Genomic DNA, 14,066 nt, shown 5'->3' with positions numbered 1-14,066 from the left:
GAGCGCGGCCGTCCGATCGTCGTCCGGTCACTCGACGCCGAGCAGCACCTCGACCGCGCGCGCCAGGAAGGCGTCGACCGGTCCCTCGGCGTACGCGTTGCGGCCCTTGCGGCGTCGGAAGGTCGCGGACCGCACCTCGGCGGCCGACAGCGGCGTGCCCTTGTCGAAGTACGCGACCAGGCGCTGGCACAGCTCGTCCACGTCGGCGGGCTCGTAGCCCTGCTGCCGGCCGTCAGGCGCGGCGAACCGGTCGCCGTCGGGGCGCCCCAGCCGGCCGTACAGGGTGCGGGCCTGCTCGCTCAGGCGGTTCATCCACGCCTGCTGGCCCTGGGTGGCGATGTACTCCGCGCGGGACCGGGCGACGAACGCGGCCTCGAGCCGGTCGAGCGCCGCATCGACCGCGGCCGTGACGTACCCGCCCCGCACCATGTCGAACGCCACGCCACGCACGTCCTTGCTGGCCAGCGCGGCAGCCGGGCCCGTCTCATAGACCGCCCGGGCGTGCGCGAAGAAGTCGTCGACCTCGTCCGGGTCGTATCCCTGCCTCACGCCCGAGACGGTCCGGAACATCCCGTCGCTCACTCGTCCTCCTCCGCTGCGRGCTGCCCGCAGGCGCCGTCGATCTCACTGCCGCGGGTGTCCCGGATGGTGGTCGGGATCCCGTGCGCACGCAAGCGTGCCACGAACTCCTGCTCCACCCGGGGATCGCTCGCCGTCCACTTCGAGCCCGGCGTCGGGTTCAGCGGGATGGGGTTGCAGTGCACCCAGCCGCGACCGCGGGCGTTGAGCTTCTCGCCGAGCAGGTCCGCGCGCCAGGCGTGGTCGTTGATGTCCCGGATCAGCGCGTACTCGATGGAGACACGACGGCCGGTGACCTCGAAGTAGCGGTGCGCGGAGTCGATCGCCTCGTCGACGCTCCACCGCGTGTTCACGGGCACCAGCTCGCTGCGCAGCTCGTCGTCCGGTGCGTGCAGTGACAGCGCGAGCGTGACGGGGATCCCCTCCTTGGCCAGCCGGTCCATCGCCGGCACCATGCCCACGGTCGACACGGTGACGTTACGCGCGGACATGCCCAGCCCGTCGGGCGCCGGAGCCACGAGACGCCGGACCGTCTCCATGACCGACTTGTAGTTGGCCAGCGGCTCGCCCATGCCCATGAACACCACGTTGGACAGCCGCGTCGGACCGCCCGGGACCTCGCCGTCGGCCAGCGACCGCGCCGCGGCGCGCACCTGCTCGACGATCTCCGCCGTCGACAGGTTCCGCGTCAGGCCCAGCTGGCCGGTGGCGCAGAACGAGCACGCGAGGCCGCAGCCGGCCTGGCTCGACACGCACAGGGTGGTGCGGTTGGCGTACCGCATGAGGACCGACTCGACCTTGGCACCGTCGAACAGGTGCCACAGCGTCTTGACGGTGGTGCCCTTGTCCGCGGTCTGGGTGCGGTGGGCGGTGAGCAGCTGCGGGAACAGCCCCTCGACGAGCTTGTCGCGCGTGGCCTTCGGCAGGTCGGTCATCTGCGCGGGGTCGTTGGTCAGGTGGGTGAAGTAGTGCGTCGCCAGCTGCTTGGCGCGGAACGGCTTCTCCCCGAGCTCGGTGACGGCATCGATCCGCTGCTCGGGCGTGAGGTCGACGAAGTGCTTGGGCGGCTTGCCACGAGGTCCCCGGCTGGGCGAGGACAGGTCGAGGCGCACGGGTGTACCGGTCATTGCTGGTACCCCCCTTCAGTGAGATCAGGCGGGCTGGAGGACCGTGAGGACCACGTACACGGCGGGGGCGGTGAGCAGGAGCGAGTCGAGCCGGTCCAGGAGCCCGCCGTGGCCAGGCRCCAGCCGGCCCATGTCCTTGAGCTCGAGGTCGCGCTTGAGCATCGACTCGGCGAGGTCGCCGAGCGTCGCGGTCACGACGGTGGCCAGGCCGAGGAACACCCCGACCAGCGGCTCGCCGCCGAACGCCACCTGGACGCCGACCACACCCACGACACACGCGAGGATGACGGAGCCGGCAAGGCCTTCCCACGTCTTCTTCGGGCTCACCGACGGGGCGAGCGGGTGCCGGCCGAGCAGCACGCCGACGGTGTAGCCGCCCGTGTCGCTGGCCACGCAGAGCAGGATGAAGAGCATCACGCGGGATGCGCCGTCGGGCTCGGCGAGCAGGAGCATGACGAAGCCGCCGAGGAACGGCAGGTACGCGGCGGCGAACGCGCCGGCCGTGGCGTCGCGCAGCGCGGGCTGGCCGCTCCCGTCGAGCACGCGCCAGACGACGACGCCGCCGACCGTCAGCATGAACGCGACGAACAGCGCCTCCGGTCCGGCGGTGAACGCCGAGACGAGGATGCCGATGGCACCGACCAGCAGCGGGAGCAGCGGGAGGTGGATGTTCCGGCGGGTGAACGCCTGCGCGAGCTCCCAGAGACCGGCGCACACGCACACGACGGCGACGACCGCGAAGGCCTCCTTGCGGATGAACAGCGACGCGACCACCGCCACGAGCATGGCGACGCCGACGACGATCGCGACCGGGAGGTCACGACCGGGGCGGGGGGTCCGGGTGGCGGCGATGGCAGTCTGGCTCATCAGACCTCGAGGAGCTCGTTCTCCTTGGACGCGAGCAGGTGGTCGATGAGATCCACGTGCTTCTTCGTCAGGGACTCGAGCTCCTTCTCCGCACGACCGACCTCGTCCTCGCCGGCCTCGCCGTCCTTGACGATCCGGTCCAGCTCCTCCTTGGCGCGGCGGCGCACGTTGCGCACCGAGACGCGCGCGTCCTCGGCCTTCGACTTGGCGAGCTTCACGAAGTCCTTGCGGCGCTCCTGCGTCAGGGCGGGCAGCACGATGCGGATGACGTTGCCGTCGTTCGTCGGGTTGACGCCCAGGTCCGAGTCGCGCAGCGCCTTCTCGATCGCGGCGGTCGACGACTTGTCGAACGGCGAGACGAGGATGGTGCGCGCCTCGGTGACGTTGAACGACGCGAGCTGCTGCAGAGGGGTCGGGCTGCCGTAGTAGTCGACGAACACCTTGGAGAACATCGCCGCGTTCGCCCGACCGGTGCGGATCGTCGAGAAGTCCTCCTTGGCGACCTCGACGGCCTTGTCCATCTTCTCTTCAGCCTCGAAGAGGGTCTCGTCGATCACCGGAGCTCCTTCGTGATGTCGTGTGGTGCGGGTGGCCGATCAACTGGCGGTGATCAGCGTGCCGATCTTCTCACCCCGGAGCGCGCGCGTGACGTTGCCGGCCTCCTCCAGGCCGAACACGCGCATGCGCACGTCGTTGTCGCGGCACAGGCTGAGCGCCGAGCCGTCCATCACGCCCAGGTCGTTGACCAGCGCGTCGGTGTACGTCAGGTGGTCGAGCTTCACCGCGTCCGGGTTGGTCCGCGGGTCTGCCGAGTACACGCCGTCGACGCCGTTCTTGCCCATGAGGACCTCGTGGCAGTGCGTCTCGAGCGCGCGCTGGACGCTCACCGTGTCCGTCGAGAAGTACGGCAGCCCGGCGCCGGCGCCGAAGATGACGACGCGGCCCTTCTCCAGGTGCCGGATGGCGCGCAGCGGGATGTACGGCTCGGCCACCTGACCCATCGTGATCGCGGTCTGCACGCGCGTGCTCACGCCGGCCTGCTCGAGGAAGTCCTGCAGGGCCAGGCAGTTCATCACCGTGCCGAGCATGCCCATGTAGTCGGCACGCGCACGGTCCAGCCCGCGCTGCGAGAGCTCGGCACCGCGGAAGAAGTTGCCACCACCGACGACGATGGCGACCTGCACACCTTCCCGGACCGCGACGGCGATCTCCGCGGCGACGCGCTGGACGACGTCGGCCGCGAGGCCCACGTCACCGCCACCGAACGTCTCGCCGGAGAGCTTGAGCAGGACGCGCCGGTCAGGCACGACCCCGCGTGTCGACTCGGGGTCCTGGGTCACGGTGCCTCCACGAGAGTTGGTCGGGCTGGTTGCGCCGGTGGCCCCGACCCCGTAGGGCCGGGGCCACCGTCGATTCCCTGAGGGTCAGGCTCCCACGCGGTAACGGACGAAGCCCGTCAGCGTGCCGCCGGCCTCGGTGAGGACCTGGCCGACCGTCTTCTTGTTGTCCTTGGCGAACGCCTGCTCGAGCAGGACGTTCTCCTTGAAGAAGCCGTTCAGGCGGCCCTCGATGATCTTCGGCAGCGCAGCCTCGGGCTTGCCCTCGTTGCGGGCCGTCTCCTCGGCGATGTGGCGCTCGTTCGCGACGACGTCGGCCGAGACCTCCTCGCGCGAGAGGTAGGTGGGCGAGAACGCCGCGATGTGCGTCGCGATGTCCCGGGCCACGCCGGCGCCGGCCGCGTCGGTCGCGACGAGCACGCCGACCTGCGGGGGCAGGTCCTTGCTGACCTTGTGGAGGTAGACCTCGACGTGCTCGCCGGCCACGCGGGCCAGGCGACGCACGACCACGCGCTCACCGAGGGTGGCGGCGGTCTCGTCGACGATGGACTGCACGCTGGAGCCGTCGACCTCGGCGGCCAGCAGCGCGTCCGCGTCGCGGGCCGGGGAGTCCACGGCAGCCGCGAGCACCCGGGCGGCGAGCGCCACGAAGTTCGGGCTCTTCGCGACGAAGTCCGTCTCCGAGTTGATCTCGACGAGCACGCCGGTCTGACCCTCGCCGTCGGCCGTCGGGCCGACGTGAGCGACGACCAGGCCGTCGGAGGCCGCGCGGCCCTCACGCTTGCCGACGCCCTTGAGGCCCTTCACCCGGATGATCTCGAGCGCCTTGTCGGAGTCGCCGTCGGCCTCCTCGAGCGCCTTCTTGACGTCCATCATGCCGGCACCGGTCTTCTCGCGCAGCGCCTTGATGTCTGCGACCCGTCGAGGGCCGCCGGCACCGGCAGGGTCACTTGGACTCGGCGTCGCCCTCGGCGTCGGCGGTCTCGGCGGCGGGCGTCTCGGCGGCGGGGGTCTCCTCGGCGGCAGCCTCGGCGACGACCTCGTCGGCCACTGCCTCCTCGACGACCGGCTCGGCAACGGCCTCGTCGACGACGGGCTCGGCCACGGCGTCCTCGGAGACGACCTCCTCGGCGATCTCGGTCGTCGCCTCGGCGACGGCCTCCGTCGCGTCGGCGGCGACCGCGGCACCGGCCAGGTCGGCCTCGGCACCGGCGAGCAGCTCGCGCTCCCACTCGGCCAGGGGCTCGGCGTCGGCCTCGGTGCCCTCGGCGGCCGCGGTGCGACCCGAGTGACGCTTCAGCAGACCGTCGGCCGCGGCGTCCGCGATGACGCGGGTCAGCAGCTGGACGGCGCGGATCGCGTCGTCGTTGCCCGGGATCGGGTAGTCGACGACGTCGGGGTCGCAGTTGGTGTCGAGGATCGCGACGACCGGGATGCCGAGCTTGCGCGCCTCGTTGACCGCGAGGTGCTCCTTGTTCGTGTCGACGATCCACACGGCCGAGGGAACCTTGGCCATGTCACGGATGCCACCGAGCGTCTTGGCCAGCTTGTCCTTCTCGCGGCGCAGGACGAGGAGTTCCTTCTTCGTGAGGTTCGAGCCCGCCACGTCGTCGAAGTCGATCTGCTCCAGCTCCTTGAGGCGCTGGAGACGCTTGTGCACSGTGSTGAAGTTGGTGAGCATGCCGCCGAGCCAACGCTGGTTGACGTAGGGCATGCCGACGCGGGCGGCCTGGTCGGCGACCGGCTCCTGCGCCTGCTTCTTCGTGCCGACGAACAGGATCGTCCCGCCGTGCGCGACGGTCTGGCTGACGAAGTCGTAGGCGTTGTCGATGTACGACAGCGACTGCTGCAGGTCGACGATGTAGATGCCGTTGCGCTCGGTGAAGATGAAGCGCTTCATCTTGGGGTTCCAGCGGCGGGTCTGGTGTCCGAAGTGGACACCGCTCTCGAGCAGCTGGCGCATGGTCACGACGGCCATGGCACGTCCTTCCGGCGCGCACCGCAGGGTGCGCACGCGTCAAGGCGGACCCATTCCGGGGCCCGCATCTCGGTTGTCGGCTCCGACCAGCTGGTCGGCGCCCCTGGCGTCATGTCGTCAGCCGCTCCGGGCGCTGCGCGAGGCACGTGCACGGACCGCTGCGGTGATCGACCCCGTCCTGCGGACCTCGTCGGCGCTGTGGCCGGCGGTGCCCTGGATCGGGTGGATGACGCGCGAAGTCGACCGGTACGGACCGGTCGCACCAGAAGTTTAGCGGATGCCCGGACCAGGTCAGGACGAGACCGGCCGTCGCGACACCTCGAGCCGCCCACAGCCCACCGTCCGACGTCRGACACTACGGGACGTGCTCCTGCTCGCCCGGCGGGCCCCGACCTCCCGGAGCATCTCGGTCATGACCTCACTGCCCGCACGCGTCGGAGTCACTCTCGGCACGATCACGCTGCTGACCGCTCTCGGGGTCGTCGCCGTCGCGGAGGACGGCTCGGCCGGTCCACCCGGTGCCGCACCGCCGGCCGGGACCTATCGACTGCCCTGGGGGACCTCGCCGGACGTGGCCAGGGGGTTCGAGGCACCACCGCAGCCGTGGGCGGCCGGGCATCGCGGGGTCGACCTTCGGGCACCTCTCGGTGCCGACGTGCTGTCCCCGGTCGCCGGGGTGGTCACGTACAGCGGTCTCGTCGGCGGTCGGCGCGTGGTGACCGTGACCGACTCGGCCGGTCGTCGCTCGAGCGTCGAACCGCTGACCCCGTCCGTCCGGGTCGGCGATCTCGTCACGCCCGGCGATCGTCTCGGGTCGCTCGAGGCCGGAGGGTCGCACTGTGCACCCGGCGTCTGCCTGCACTGGGGCGTGCGGGTCGGGACCGAGTACGTCGACCCGCTCAGCCTGCTGCCCGGCGCCGGACCGGTGGTCCTGCTCCCCCTGGGCGAACGATGAGCCGTGCGGTCGGGCGGGTCAGACCCGCTCGGCCTCCAGGAGGCGGGTGCGGAGCCGGACCATCGCGGCGGTGTGCATCTGCGAGATGCGGGACTCGGTGACACCGAGCACGCGACCGATCTCGGCGAGCGTCATGCCCTCGTAGTAGTAGAGGACGACGACGATGCGCTCGCGCTCACCCAGACACTCGATGGCGCGGGCGAGCAGGAACTTCGTCTCGGCCGCCTCGATCGAGCTGGCGGGGTCGACCGTGCGCTCGTCGCCGAGGGTGTCGCCGAGCGAGACCCCGCCCGGGCGGTCGTCGCCGCCACCGAGCAGCTCGTCGAGCGCGGCGACGTTCACCGTGGAGAGCTGGGAGTAGATCGCGCGCAGGTCCTCGACCGGCATCTCGAGGTGCCGAGCCACCTCGTCCTCGGTCGGCGTCCGGTGCAGCTTCGCCTCGAGCTCGGCGTAGGCGCGGTCGACCGAGCGGGCCTTGGTCCGGACCGAGCGCGGCACCCAGTCCATGGCGCGCAGCTCGTCGATGATCGCGCCCCGGATGCGGGACGACGCGTACGACTCGAACTTCACCGAGCGGTCGATCTGGTACTTCTCGATGGCGTCGATGAGACCGAACATGCCGTAGGAGACCAGGTCGGCCTGCTCGACCGTGCTCGGCAGGCGCATCCCGACGCGGCCGGCGACAGCCGACACCAGCGGCGCGAAGTGCAGGATCAGCCCTTCACGTGCCGTGCGGGACTGCGTCGACTTGTAGCTCTCCCAGAGCGCGTCGACCTCCTCGGTGGACCGGCTCGGCGCCACCGGGGTCCGCGGGCTGGGCACTCCCCGGGTGATCGGGACGGTCGACGTCTCGAGCTGGTCGGTCTCCGAGAGGCGGGGCTGCGGGATGACGCCCTCGGGTGCCGTGCTCGTCAGGCGGGTGTGCACCGGGAAGGCGGCGTCCAGCTGCGTCGTCATCGTCGACTCCATCGTGTACGTCATGCGCGGGGGTGGGCTTGCTGGAAGGCCGAGCGGAGTCGTTCGGCGGATACATGGGTGTAGCGCTGCGTCGTGGCGAGGCTCGCGTGCCCGAGCAGCTCCTGGACGCTGCGCAGGTCTGACCCGCCCTCGAGGAGGTGGGTGGCTGCGGTGTGCCGCAACGCGTGCGGCGCGACGTCGTCGACCCCCGCGAGCGACGCGGCCTGGTGGACGACCGAGCGTGCCTGGCGCTGGTCGAGGCGTCCTCCGCGGAGGCCCAGGAAGAGGGCCGACGGCGAGGCGGGGACGGCGAGCAGCGGGCGACCGCGCTCGAGCCACGCAGCGAGGGCCTTCTGCGCGGGCAGACCGAACGGGACGACCCGCTCCTTGTCGCCCTTGCCCACCACGCGCAGGGTGCGCTCGTGGACGTCGACATCGGCCAGGTCGGCGCCGCACAGCTCACCGACGCGCACACCGGTGGCGTACAGCAGCTCCAGGAGCGCCCAGTCGCGCAGTGCGACCGCGTCACCGTCCTGAGCACGCTCCCGAGCCTGGTCGAGCAGCTGGGTCACCGGCTCCACCTGGAGCACCGTGGGCAGCGCCGACGCGGTCCGCGCGGTCGCGAGGCGCAGCGCCGGGTCTGCGGGGACGCGGTGGGTGCGGGCGGCCCAGGCGAAGAACGTGCGGACGGCGGCCCCCCGCCGGGCGAGCGTCGCGCGGCTGTGGCGGGTGGTCGCCATGGAGGCCAGCCAGCCCCGCAGGACGCCGAGGTCGATCGAGTCGAGGGTGGTCCGCCCGTGCCGAGATGCATAGCCCAGGAGGAGGTCGACATCGCCGAGGTAAGCGCGGTTGGTGTGCTCCGACAATCCGCGCTGAGCACCCAGGTGGGCCGAGAAATCGGACAGCAGGCGAGCGCGGTCCGGCGCCCCTGCTGTGATCTCGGCCATGTCCATGTGAGTACCGTGACCTGAAACACGGCGGGGAACAAGGACGACTTTCACCTGCACGGGCTAATGCTGGGCGAATCCCGACCGAATGTCCGATTCCCTGATGAACAATGGTCCAGATGCGCCTTTTTTTCACCCGCAGATCTGCTCACCCTCGTCGACATGACAGCGCTTTCGGCRCGCCTTCTGGACAGACCGCCGCCGTCATGATGTCGAGCGGGCCACGGTGATCCACCCGTCGCCCCTCCGCGCCGCCCAGCCCTCGAGCTCCAGCAGGCCGACGGCGCCCCGCGCCTCCGCCACCGTCACCCCCGCGACGCTCGCCACACGGTCGAGCTGGGCCGGCGTCCGCCGTGGGAGCGCGTCGAGAACCCGCCGGGTCACCGGGTCGAGGGCGTCGTGCGGCCGAGCTGCGCGCGCGTCGGCAGCGGCGTCCGGATCGCAGTCCTGACCGGTGCCGATGAGTCCGGCCAGCTCGCGCACCTCCGCCGCGTCGGTCACGCACACCGCCACGCCGTCCCGCAGAAGCCGGTGGCACCCCGCCGACGCCATCGACGTCACCGGCCCCGGCACCGCGCCCACGGGGCGCAGCAGCCGTGCGGCGTGGTGCGCGGTGCTCATGGCCCCCGACCGCCACGCCGCCTCGACCACGACCGTCGCCCGGCCCGCCGCGGCGATCAACCGGTTGCGCTGCAGGAACCGGCTCTTGGTGGGCAGACTGGTCGGGGGTACCTCGGAGGCCAGCGCGCCCCCGGCCCCCACGACCGCCTCGAGCAGGCGGGCGTTGCCGGCCGGGTAGGCCCGATCGACCCCGCCCGCGAGCAGGACGAGCGTGCGGCCGTCCCGCGCGACCGCGCCGCGGTGAGCGGCCGCGTCGATGCCGTAGGCACCCCCGGAGACCACCCAGACTCCCTCCCCCGCCAGGCCGTCCGCGAGGTCGAAGGCCACCCGTTCGCCGTAGGAGGTGGCGGCTCGCGATCCGACGACCGCTGCCGAACGCTCCAGGGACCGCCCCAGGTCCGCGGTGCCGCGGACCCACAGGCAGAAGGGTGCCTCCGCGCCGAGATCGTCCAGCGCCGCCGGCCACCGCGGATCGCCCGGCACCAGGAGCGTGCCACCCAGCCGGGTGAGGCGCTCAAGGTCGCGCACGGGGTCACAGTCCGGCAGCCTGACGGCCCAACGGGCCAGCACCCGCTCGATGCGCCTCCGGTCGGCATTGGCGAGCAGGCCGCGCCCGAGGCAGGAGAAGTCCGGACCGCCGACAAGAGCGCGCCGGACCCACCCGAGGGCGTCCTGGGCGCCGAGGAGGCTGACGAGAGTCCCCGCGACCACGTCGCCCGGCTCCACCAGCGCGCTCCAGGTGGCACGGGCGAGCACCTCGCCGCCGCTCATGCGCCGTTCCCGCGCGTGCGCAGCAGCAGGGCGTGGCCCACGTCCGCACGGTCGGGCGCGGACCGACCAGCAAGGTCCGCCAGCGTCCACGCGACGCGCAGAACCCGGTCGACGCCTCGCAGGCTCAACGTGCCGCGGTCGAGCGCACGGTCCAGGTCCGCGACGAGCGCCCGGTCCGGTCCGAGCCGGACCCGGAGCCAGCTGCCAGGGACGTCGCCGTTGGTGCGCCAGGGCGTGCCGCCGAGCCGCTCGGCCTGCGCGGCCCGCCCGGTCCCGCTCCGGCGCGGGCCGGGCTGAGCTCGACCTGCAGGTCCACCCGGTCCAGCARCGGCCCSGASAGCTTGCCGARGTAGCGGCGCCGCTGCTCGCTGCGGCAGGTGCACGCGAGACCCTTCCCCACCGCCTGCCCGCACGGGCACGGGTTGGCGGCCAGGACCAGCTGGAAGCGGGCCGGGTACCGGGCGGTGCCCGCGGCTCGGTGGAGCACGAGCTCGCCGTGCTCGAGCGGCTGCCGCAGCGTCTGCAGGACCGCCGTGGAGAACTCCGGCGCCTCGTCGAGGAACAGGACGCCCCGGTGCGCCCGCGACGCCGCTCCCGGCCGGGGGATCCCCGCACCACCGCCCACGACGCTCGCGGGCGTCGCGGTGTGGTGCGGATCCTCGAACGGTGGGCGACGCAGCAGACCGCCACCGGGGTCGAACGCGCCTGCGACCGAGTGCACCGCGGTGACCTCGACCGCGTCCTCCTCCGACAGGTCGGGCAGCAGACCCGGCAGGCGCGCGGCCAGCATGGTCTTGCCCGTGCCCGGCGGCCCCACCATGAGCAGGTGGTGCCCGCCCGCGGCGGCGACCTCGAGACAGCTGCGCGCCTCGTCCTGCCCGACCACGTCGGCGAGGTTCAGCTCGGACATCCCCGAGGCCCGCGCGACGGGCTCCGTGGCCACGGGGGCGACCTCGGTCACCTCGACGTCGGCGCCGTAGCGCGCGGCCACCTGCGCGAGGCTCGTGACGCCGACGACCTCGGCGCCCGGCACCAGCCGAGCCTCCGCGGCGTTCGCCTCCGCGACCACGACCCGACGGCATCCGGCCGCGACCGCGGCGGCGACAGCGGGCAGCACCCCGCGCACCGGCCGGAGCCGGCCGTCGAGACCCAGTTCCCCGAGGTGGACCACGCCGTGCGGCGCTGCCGGGTCGATGGCCTCCGCGCCCGCCAGCGTCGCCACAGCGATCGCGAGGTCGAAGCCCGACCCGGACTTGGGCAGGGTAGCCGGCGAGAGGTTCACGGTGATGCGCCGGTTGGGCCACGGCAGGCCCGACGACGTGACCGCGGCGCGCACGCGATCACGCGACTCCGCCAGCGACGCGTCCGGCAGCCCGACCAGCGTGAACGCCGGCAGTGAGGGTGCCAGGTRCGCCTCGACCTCGACCACGTGCCCGGTGAGCCCGACGAGCGCCACGCCCAGCGTCCGGCCGAGCACCACTCAGACCACCCCGACGAGGTGGTCGATCTCGGCCGCGCCGCGGGCGGGCAGCAGCACGGCGATGACGTCGACCCGCACCGACCGCGGGTGCACGTCGTGCGCCGCGAGCCACTGCGCCCCGAGGCGACGCACCCGGGCCAGCTTGCGCGGTGTCACCGCCTCCGCGGGGTACCCGAAGGCGATCGACCGCCGCGTCTTGACCTCGATCACCACGAGCTCGTCACCGTCGAGAGCCACCAGGTCGAGCTCGCCGTCCCGCGTCCGCCAGTTCCGGTCGAGCACGTCCCACCCGCGGCCGACGACATGCGCCGCCGCGACGTCTTCCCCGTACCGCCCCACTGCGTCCTTCGCGCGCACCGGACCACCTCCGGGCTGGACAGTGCCAGCGCGCGGGGCGGCGCAGAGGGCCTCGCGGCGGTGCCGTGGGGGACGATGCGTCGGGCGGGGCTGTGGGCGGATCAGCGCGCCCGCGGCGCCGTGGGCGACGATGCGCCCGGCGGGGGCTGTGGGGCGGATCGGCGCGCCGGGGATCAGCGGGCGAAGCCTGCGCTGCCCCCGAGGTCGAGCTCGGCCTTGGCCAGCTCCTCCACGTTGACGTCCTTGAACGTCACCACGCGCACCGACTTCACGAACCGGGCGGAGCGATAGACGTCCCACACCCAGGCGTCGGCGAGGGTCAGCTCGAAGTAGACCTCCCCCGCGGCCGACCGCACCTGCAGGTCGACCTGGTTGGCCAGGTAGAACCGTCGTTCGGTCTCCACGACGTAGGAGAAGAGCCCCACGACGTCGCGGTACTCGCGGTACAGCGCGAGCTCCATGTCGGTCTCGTAGTTCTCCAGGTCCTCCGCGCTCACCGGGACATCATCCCCCATGGCCGAGGCCGCGGCCGCGCGACGCCACGCAGCCGCGCGCTCAGAACACCTCGTCGGCGTACTCGTCGACGACGAGCGGCTCCCCTGCGACGGGCAGCCGCCACGACCTGCGGTGCAGCACGCTCGGGCCCAGCTCGCGCAGCGCCGCCATGTGCTCGGGCGACGCGTACCCCTTGTTCTCGTCCCAGCGGTAGGCGGGGTGCTGCGCGGACAGGTCGACCATCATCGCGTCCCGCTCGCACTTGGCCAGCACGCTCGCGGCCGCGACCGACGCGCACGTGCGGTCGGCCTTGACCCGCATGTGCACGCGCGGGCCGGGCACCTCCGGCTCGTCGTCGAGCGAGAAGAGATCCGGCTGCGCGGGCCGGCTCAACCAGTCGTGGGAGCCGTCGAGGAGGACCACGTCCACCGGGCCGACCGTCAGGGTGATCGTCGCGAGCGCCCTGGTCCCGGCCAGCCGCAGTGCGGCGATGATGCCGATCTCGTCGATCTCCGCGGCGCTGGCGTGGCCGACCGCGCGCGCCAGCCCCCACCGGTTGAGCGCGGGCAGCAGGCGGGTGCGCGCCGCGGGCGCGAGAAGCTTGGAATCGGCGACGCCCTTCGGGGCGGACCGCGTGCCGGCGTCGACGACGACCACGCCGACGCTCACCGGTCCCGCGAGGGAGCCGCGACCGACCTCGTCCATGCCCGCGAGCAGGCGCGCCCCGTCGCGCAGCAGCACCCGTTCGTGGCGCAGGTGCGGGGCAGTCCGCGAGGGGGCGGTACGAGATGGCGCGGGGCGCCCGGTGACGAGGGTCACGGCTGGTCGGGCACGTCCGCGAACGTGCTGGTCGGGTTCCGCAGCAGCCCCATGCGCTCGATCGGCCACACGGTCACGAAGGCCATGCCGACCACGTTGTCGATGGGGACCGACCCACCGCCGGGCTTGCCCTGGTTGTACCGCGAGTCGGACGAGTGCGACCGGTTGTCCCCCATCACCCACACGCTGTTCGCGGGGACGGTGACGTCGAACGCGATGTCGCTGGGCGCCACGCCGGCCGCGAGGTACGGCTCGTCGAGCGCCACCCCATTGACCGTGACCGGCCCACCCTGCTCGGCCGCGACGTGATCACCCGGCAGGCCGATGAGGCGCTTGACCAGGTGCTCGTTGGCATCGGCCGGGTAGAGCCCGATGAACGTGAGGGCGGAGTTCACCGCCCCTTGCAAGGCGCCGGGCTCCGGGGCGACGTCGGCGGGAAGCCAGCCACCGGGGTCCTTGAACACGATGATGTCGCCGCGTCGCAGGTCGAACGGCCCCGGGGTGAGCTTGCTGACCAGGATGCGGTCGTGCTCSATGAGCGTGTCGTGCATCGACTGGCTCGGGATGAAGAACGCCTGCACCAGGAACGTCTTGACCAGCAGCGACAGGACGATCGCGCTGACGAGGATGATCACCGTCTCCCGCAGCAGCGATCCGGCGCCGCTCGCTCGCTTCGCGGCGGCGTGTCGGCGGCTGGGCCCGGCGTGCGTCGACGGCTCGGGCGCGGTCACGTCCGGGAGCCGGGGCCGCTCCGGCTGACCCCCGGCGTGGGCCCC

15 protein-coding genes and 1 pseudogene are annotated in these 14,066 nt (G+C 72.5%); 1 reads left to right on the top strand and 15 read right to left on the bottom strand.

From position 1 onward, the window contains the following. Positions 1-27: 27 nt before the first annotated feature. The 7 genes from AC1DUQ_RS16595 to rpsB all read right to left on the bottom strand — a co-directional run bounded on the left by AC1DUQ_RS16595 (position 28) and on the right by rpsB (position 5,888). Positions 28-582 carry a DivIVA domain-containing protein gene (locus tag AC1DUQ_RS16595; protein WP_477062905.1) on the bottom strand — a complete coding sequence of 185 codons (555 nt, stop codon included), beginning with the start codon at positions 580-582 and terminating at the stop codon, positions 28-30. Beyond that, on the bottom strand, positions 579-1,706 hold the full coding sequence (gene rlmN / locus AC1DUQ_RS16590) for a dual-specificity RNA methyltransferase RlmN (RefSeq protein WP_477074161.1): 1,128 nt from the start codon (positions 1,704-1,706) through the stop codon (positions 579-581). The genes AC1DUQ_RS16595 and rlmN overlap by 4 nt, the downstream gene beginning before the upstream one ends. Before the next feature lie 24 nt (positions 1,707-1,730). Further along, positions 1,731-2,573: a phosphatidate cytidylyltransferase gene (locus AC1DUQ_RS16585; RefSeq protein ID WP_477074160.1), complete on the bottom strand. Its 843-nt coding sequence runs from the start codon at positions 2,571-2,573 to the stop codon at positions 1,731-1,733. Further along, positions 2,573-3,130, bottom strand: coding sequence for a ribosome recycling factor (frr, locus tag AC1DUQ_RS16580; RefSeq protein ID WP_056093138.1), 558 nt, complete (start codon positions 3,128-3,130; stop codon positions 2,573-2,575). Before frr ends, AC1DUQ_RS16585 begins: the two co-directional genes overlap by 1 nt. A gap of 39 nt (positions 3,131-3,169) precedes the next feature. Continuing rightward, the gene (gene pyrH, locus AC1DUQ_RS16575) at positions 3,170-3,913 is read right to left on the bottom strand and encodes a UMP kinase (protein ID WP_477062903.1); all 744 of its coding nucleotides are present in this window, start codon (positions 3,911-3,913) and stop codon (positions 3,170-3,172) included. An 84-nt stretch (positions 3,914-3,997) separates the two neighbouring features. Beyond that, positions 3,998-4,786, bottom strand: a complete 789-nt coding sequence (tsf, locus tag AC1DUQ_RS16570) for a translation elongation factor Ts (protein WP_477074159.1) — start codon at positions 4,784-4,786, stop codon at positions 3,998-4,000. 70 nt (positions 4,787-4,856) lie between these two features. Beyond that, positions 4,857-5,888: a 30S ribosomal protein S2 gene (rpsB, locus tag AC1DUQ_RS16565; RefSeq protein WP_477074158.1), complete on the bottom strand. Its 1,032-nt coding sequence runs from the start codon at positions 5,886-5,888 to the stop codon at positions 4,857-4,859. A 412-nt stretch (positions 5,889-6,300) separates the two neighbouring features. Here rpsB and AC1DUQ_RS16560 point away from each other — a divergent pair, with 412 nt between their 5' ends. Continuing rightward, on the top strand, positions 6,301-6,843 hold the full coding sequence (locus AC1DUQ_RS16560) for a M23 family metallopeptidase (RefSeq protein ID WP_477062625.1): 543 nt from the start codon (positions 6,301-6,303) through the stop codon (positions 6,841-6,843). 18 nt (positions 6,844-6,861) lie between these two features. Here the strand turns inward: AC1DUQ_RS16560 and whiG are convergent, their stop codons facing one another. The 8 genes and pseudogenes from whiG to lepB form a co-directional block, all read right to left on the bottom strand. Next, positions 6,862-7,800 carry an RNA polymerase sigma factor WhiG gene (whiG, locus tag AC1DUQ_RS16555; protein ID WP_477062626.1) on the bottom strand — a complete coding sequence of 313 codons (939 nt, stop codon included), beginning with the start codon at positions 7,798-7,800 and terminating at the stop codon, positions 6,862-6,864. 20 nt (positions 7,801-7,820) lie between these two features. Continuing rightward, a complete protein-coding gene (locus AC1DUQ_RS16550; protein WP_477062627.1) occupies positions 7,821-8,747 on the bottom strand; it encodes a tyrosine recombinase XerC in 927 nt (308 codons plus the stop codon). 204 nt (positions 8,748-8,951) lie between these two features. Next, entirely contained in the window at positions 8,952-10,139 is a 1,188-nt protein-coding gene (gene dprA, locus AC1DUQ_RS16545) for a DNA-processing protein DprA (protein WP_477062628.1), read from the bottom strand. Further along, positions 10,136-11,619, bottom strand: a pseudogene (locus AC1DUQ_RS16540) (YifB family Mg chelatase-like AAA ATPase). The gene dprA and the pseudogene AC1DUQ_RS16540 overlap by 4 nt, the downstream one beginning before the upstream one ends. Further along, positions 11,620-11,976: a YraN family protein gene (locus tag AC1DUQ_RS16535; protein ID WP_477062630.1), complete on the bottom strand. Its 357-nt coding sequence runs from the start codon at positions 11,974-11,976 to the stop codon at positions 11,620-11,622. It lies immediately after the preceding pseudogene. 173 nt (positions 11,977-12,149) lie between these two features. Further along, positions 12,150-12,473 carry a DUF2469 domain-containing protein gene (locus AC1DUQ_RS16530; RefSeq protein WP_055922267.1) on the bottom strand — a complete coding sequence of 108 codons (324 nt, stop codon included), beginning with the start codon at positions 12,471-12,473 and terminating at the stop codon, positions 12,150-12,152. Between the two features lie 58 nt (positions 12,474-12,531). Continuing rightward, a complete protein-coding gene (locus AC1DUQ_RS16525; protein ID WP_477062631.1) occupies positions 12,532-13,290 on the bottom strand; it encodes a ribonuclease HII in 759 nt (252 codons plus the stop codon). Next, positions 13,287-14,021 (bottom strand): signal peptidase I, encoded by a 735-nt coding sequence (gene lepB / locus AC1DUQ_RS16520; RefSeq protein ID WP_477074162.1) that lies wholly within the window; start codon positions 14,019-14,021, stop codon positions 13,287-13,289. Before lepB ends, AC1DUQ_RS16525 begins: the two co-directional genes overlap by 4 nt. Between the last annotated feature and the right edge of the window lie 45 nt (positions 14,022-14,066).

This window comes from Cellulomonas sp. P4_B5_2 (assembly GCF_056402235.1).
This window is presented reverse-complemented; position numbering and strand designations above follow the sequence as displayed.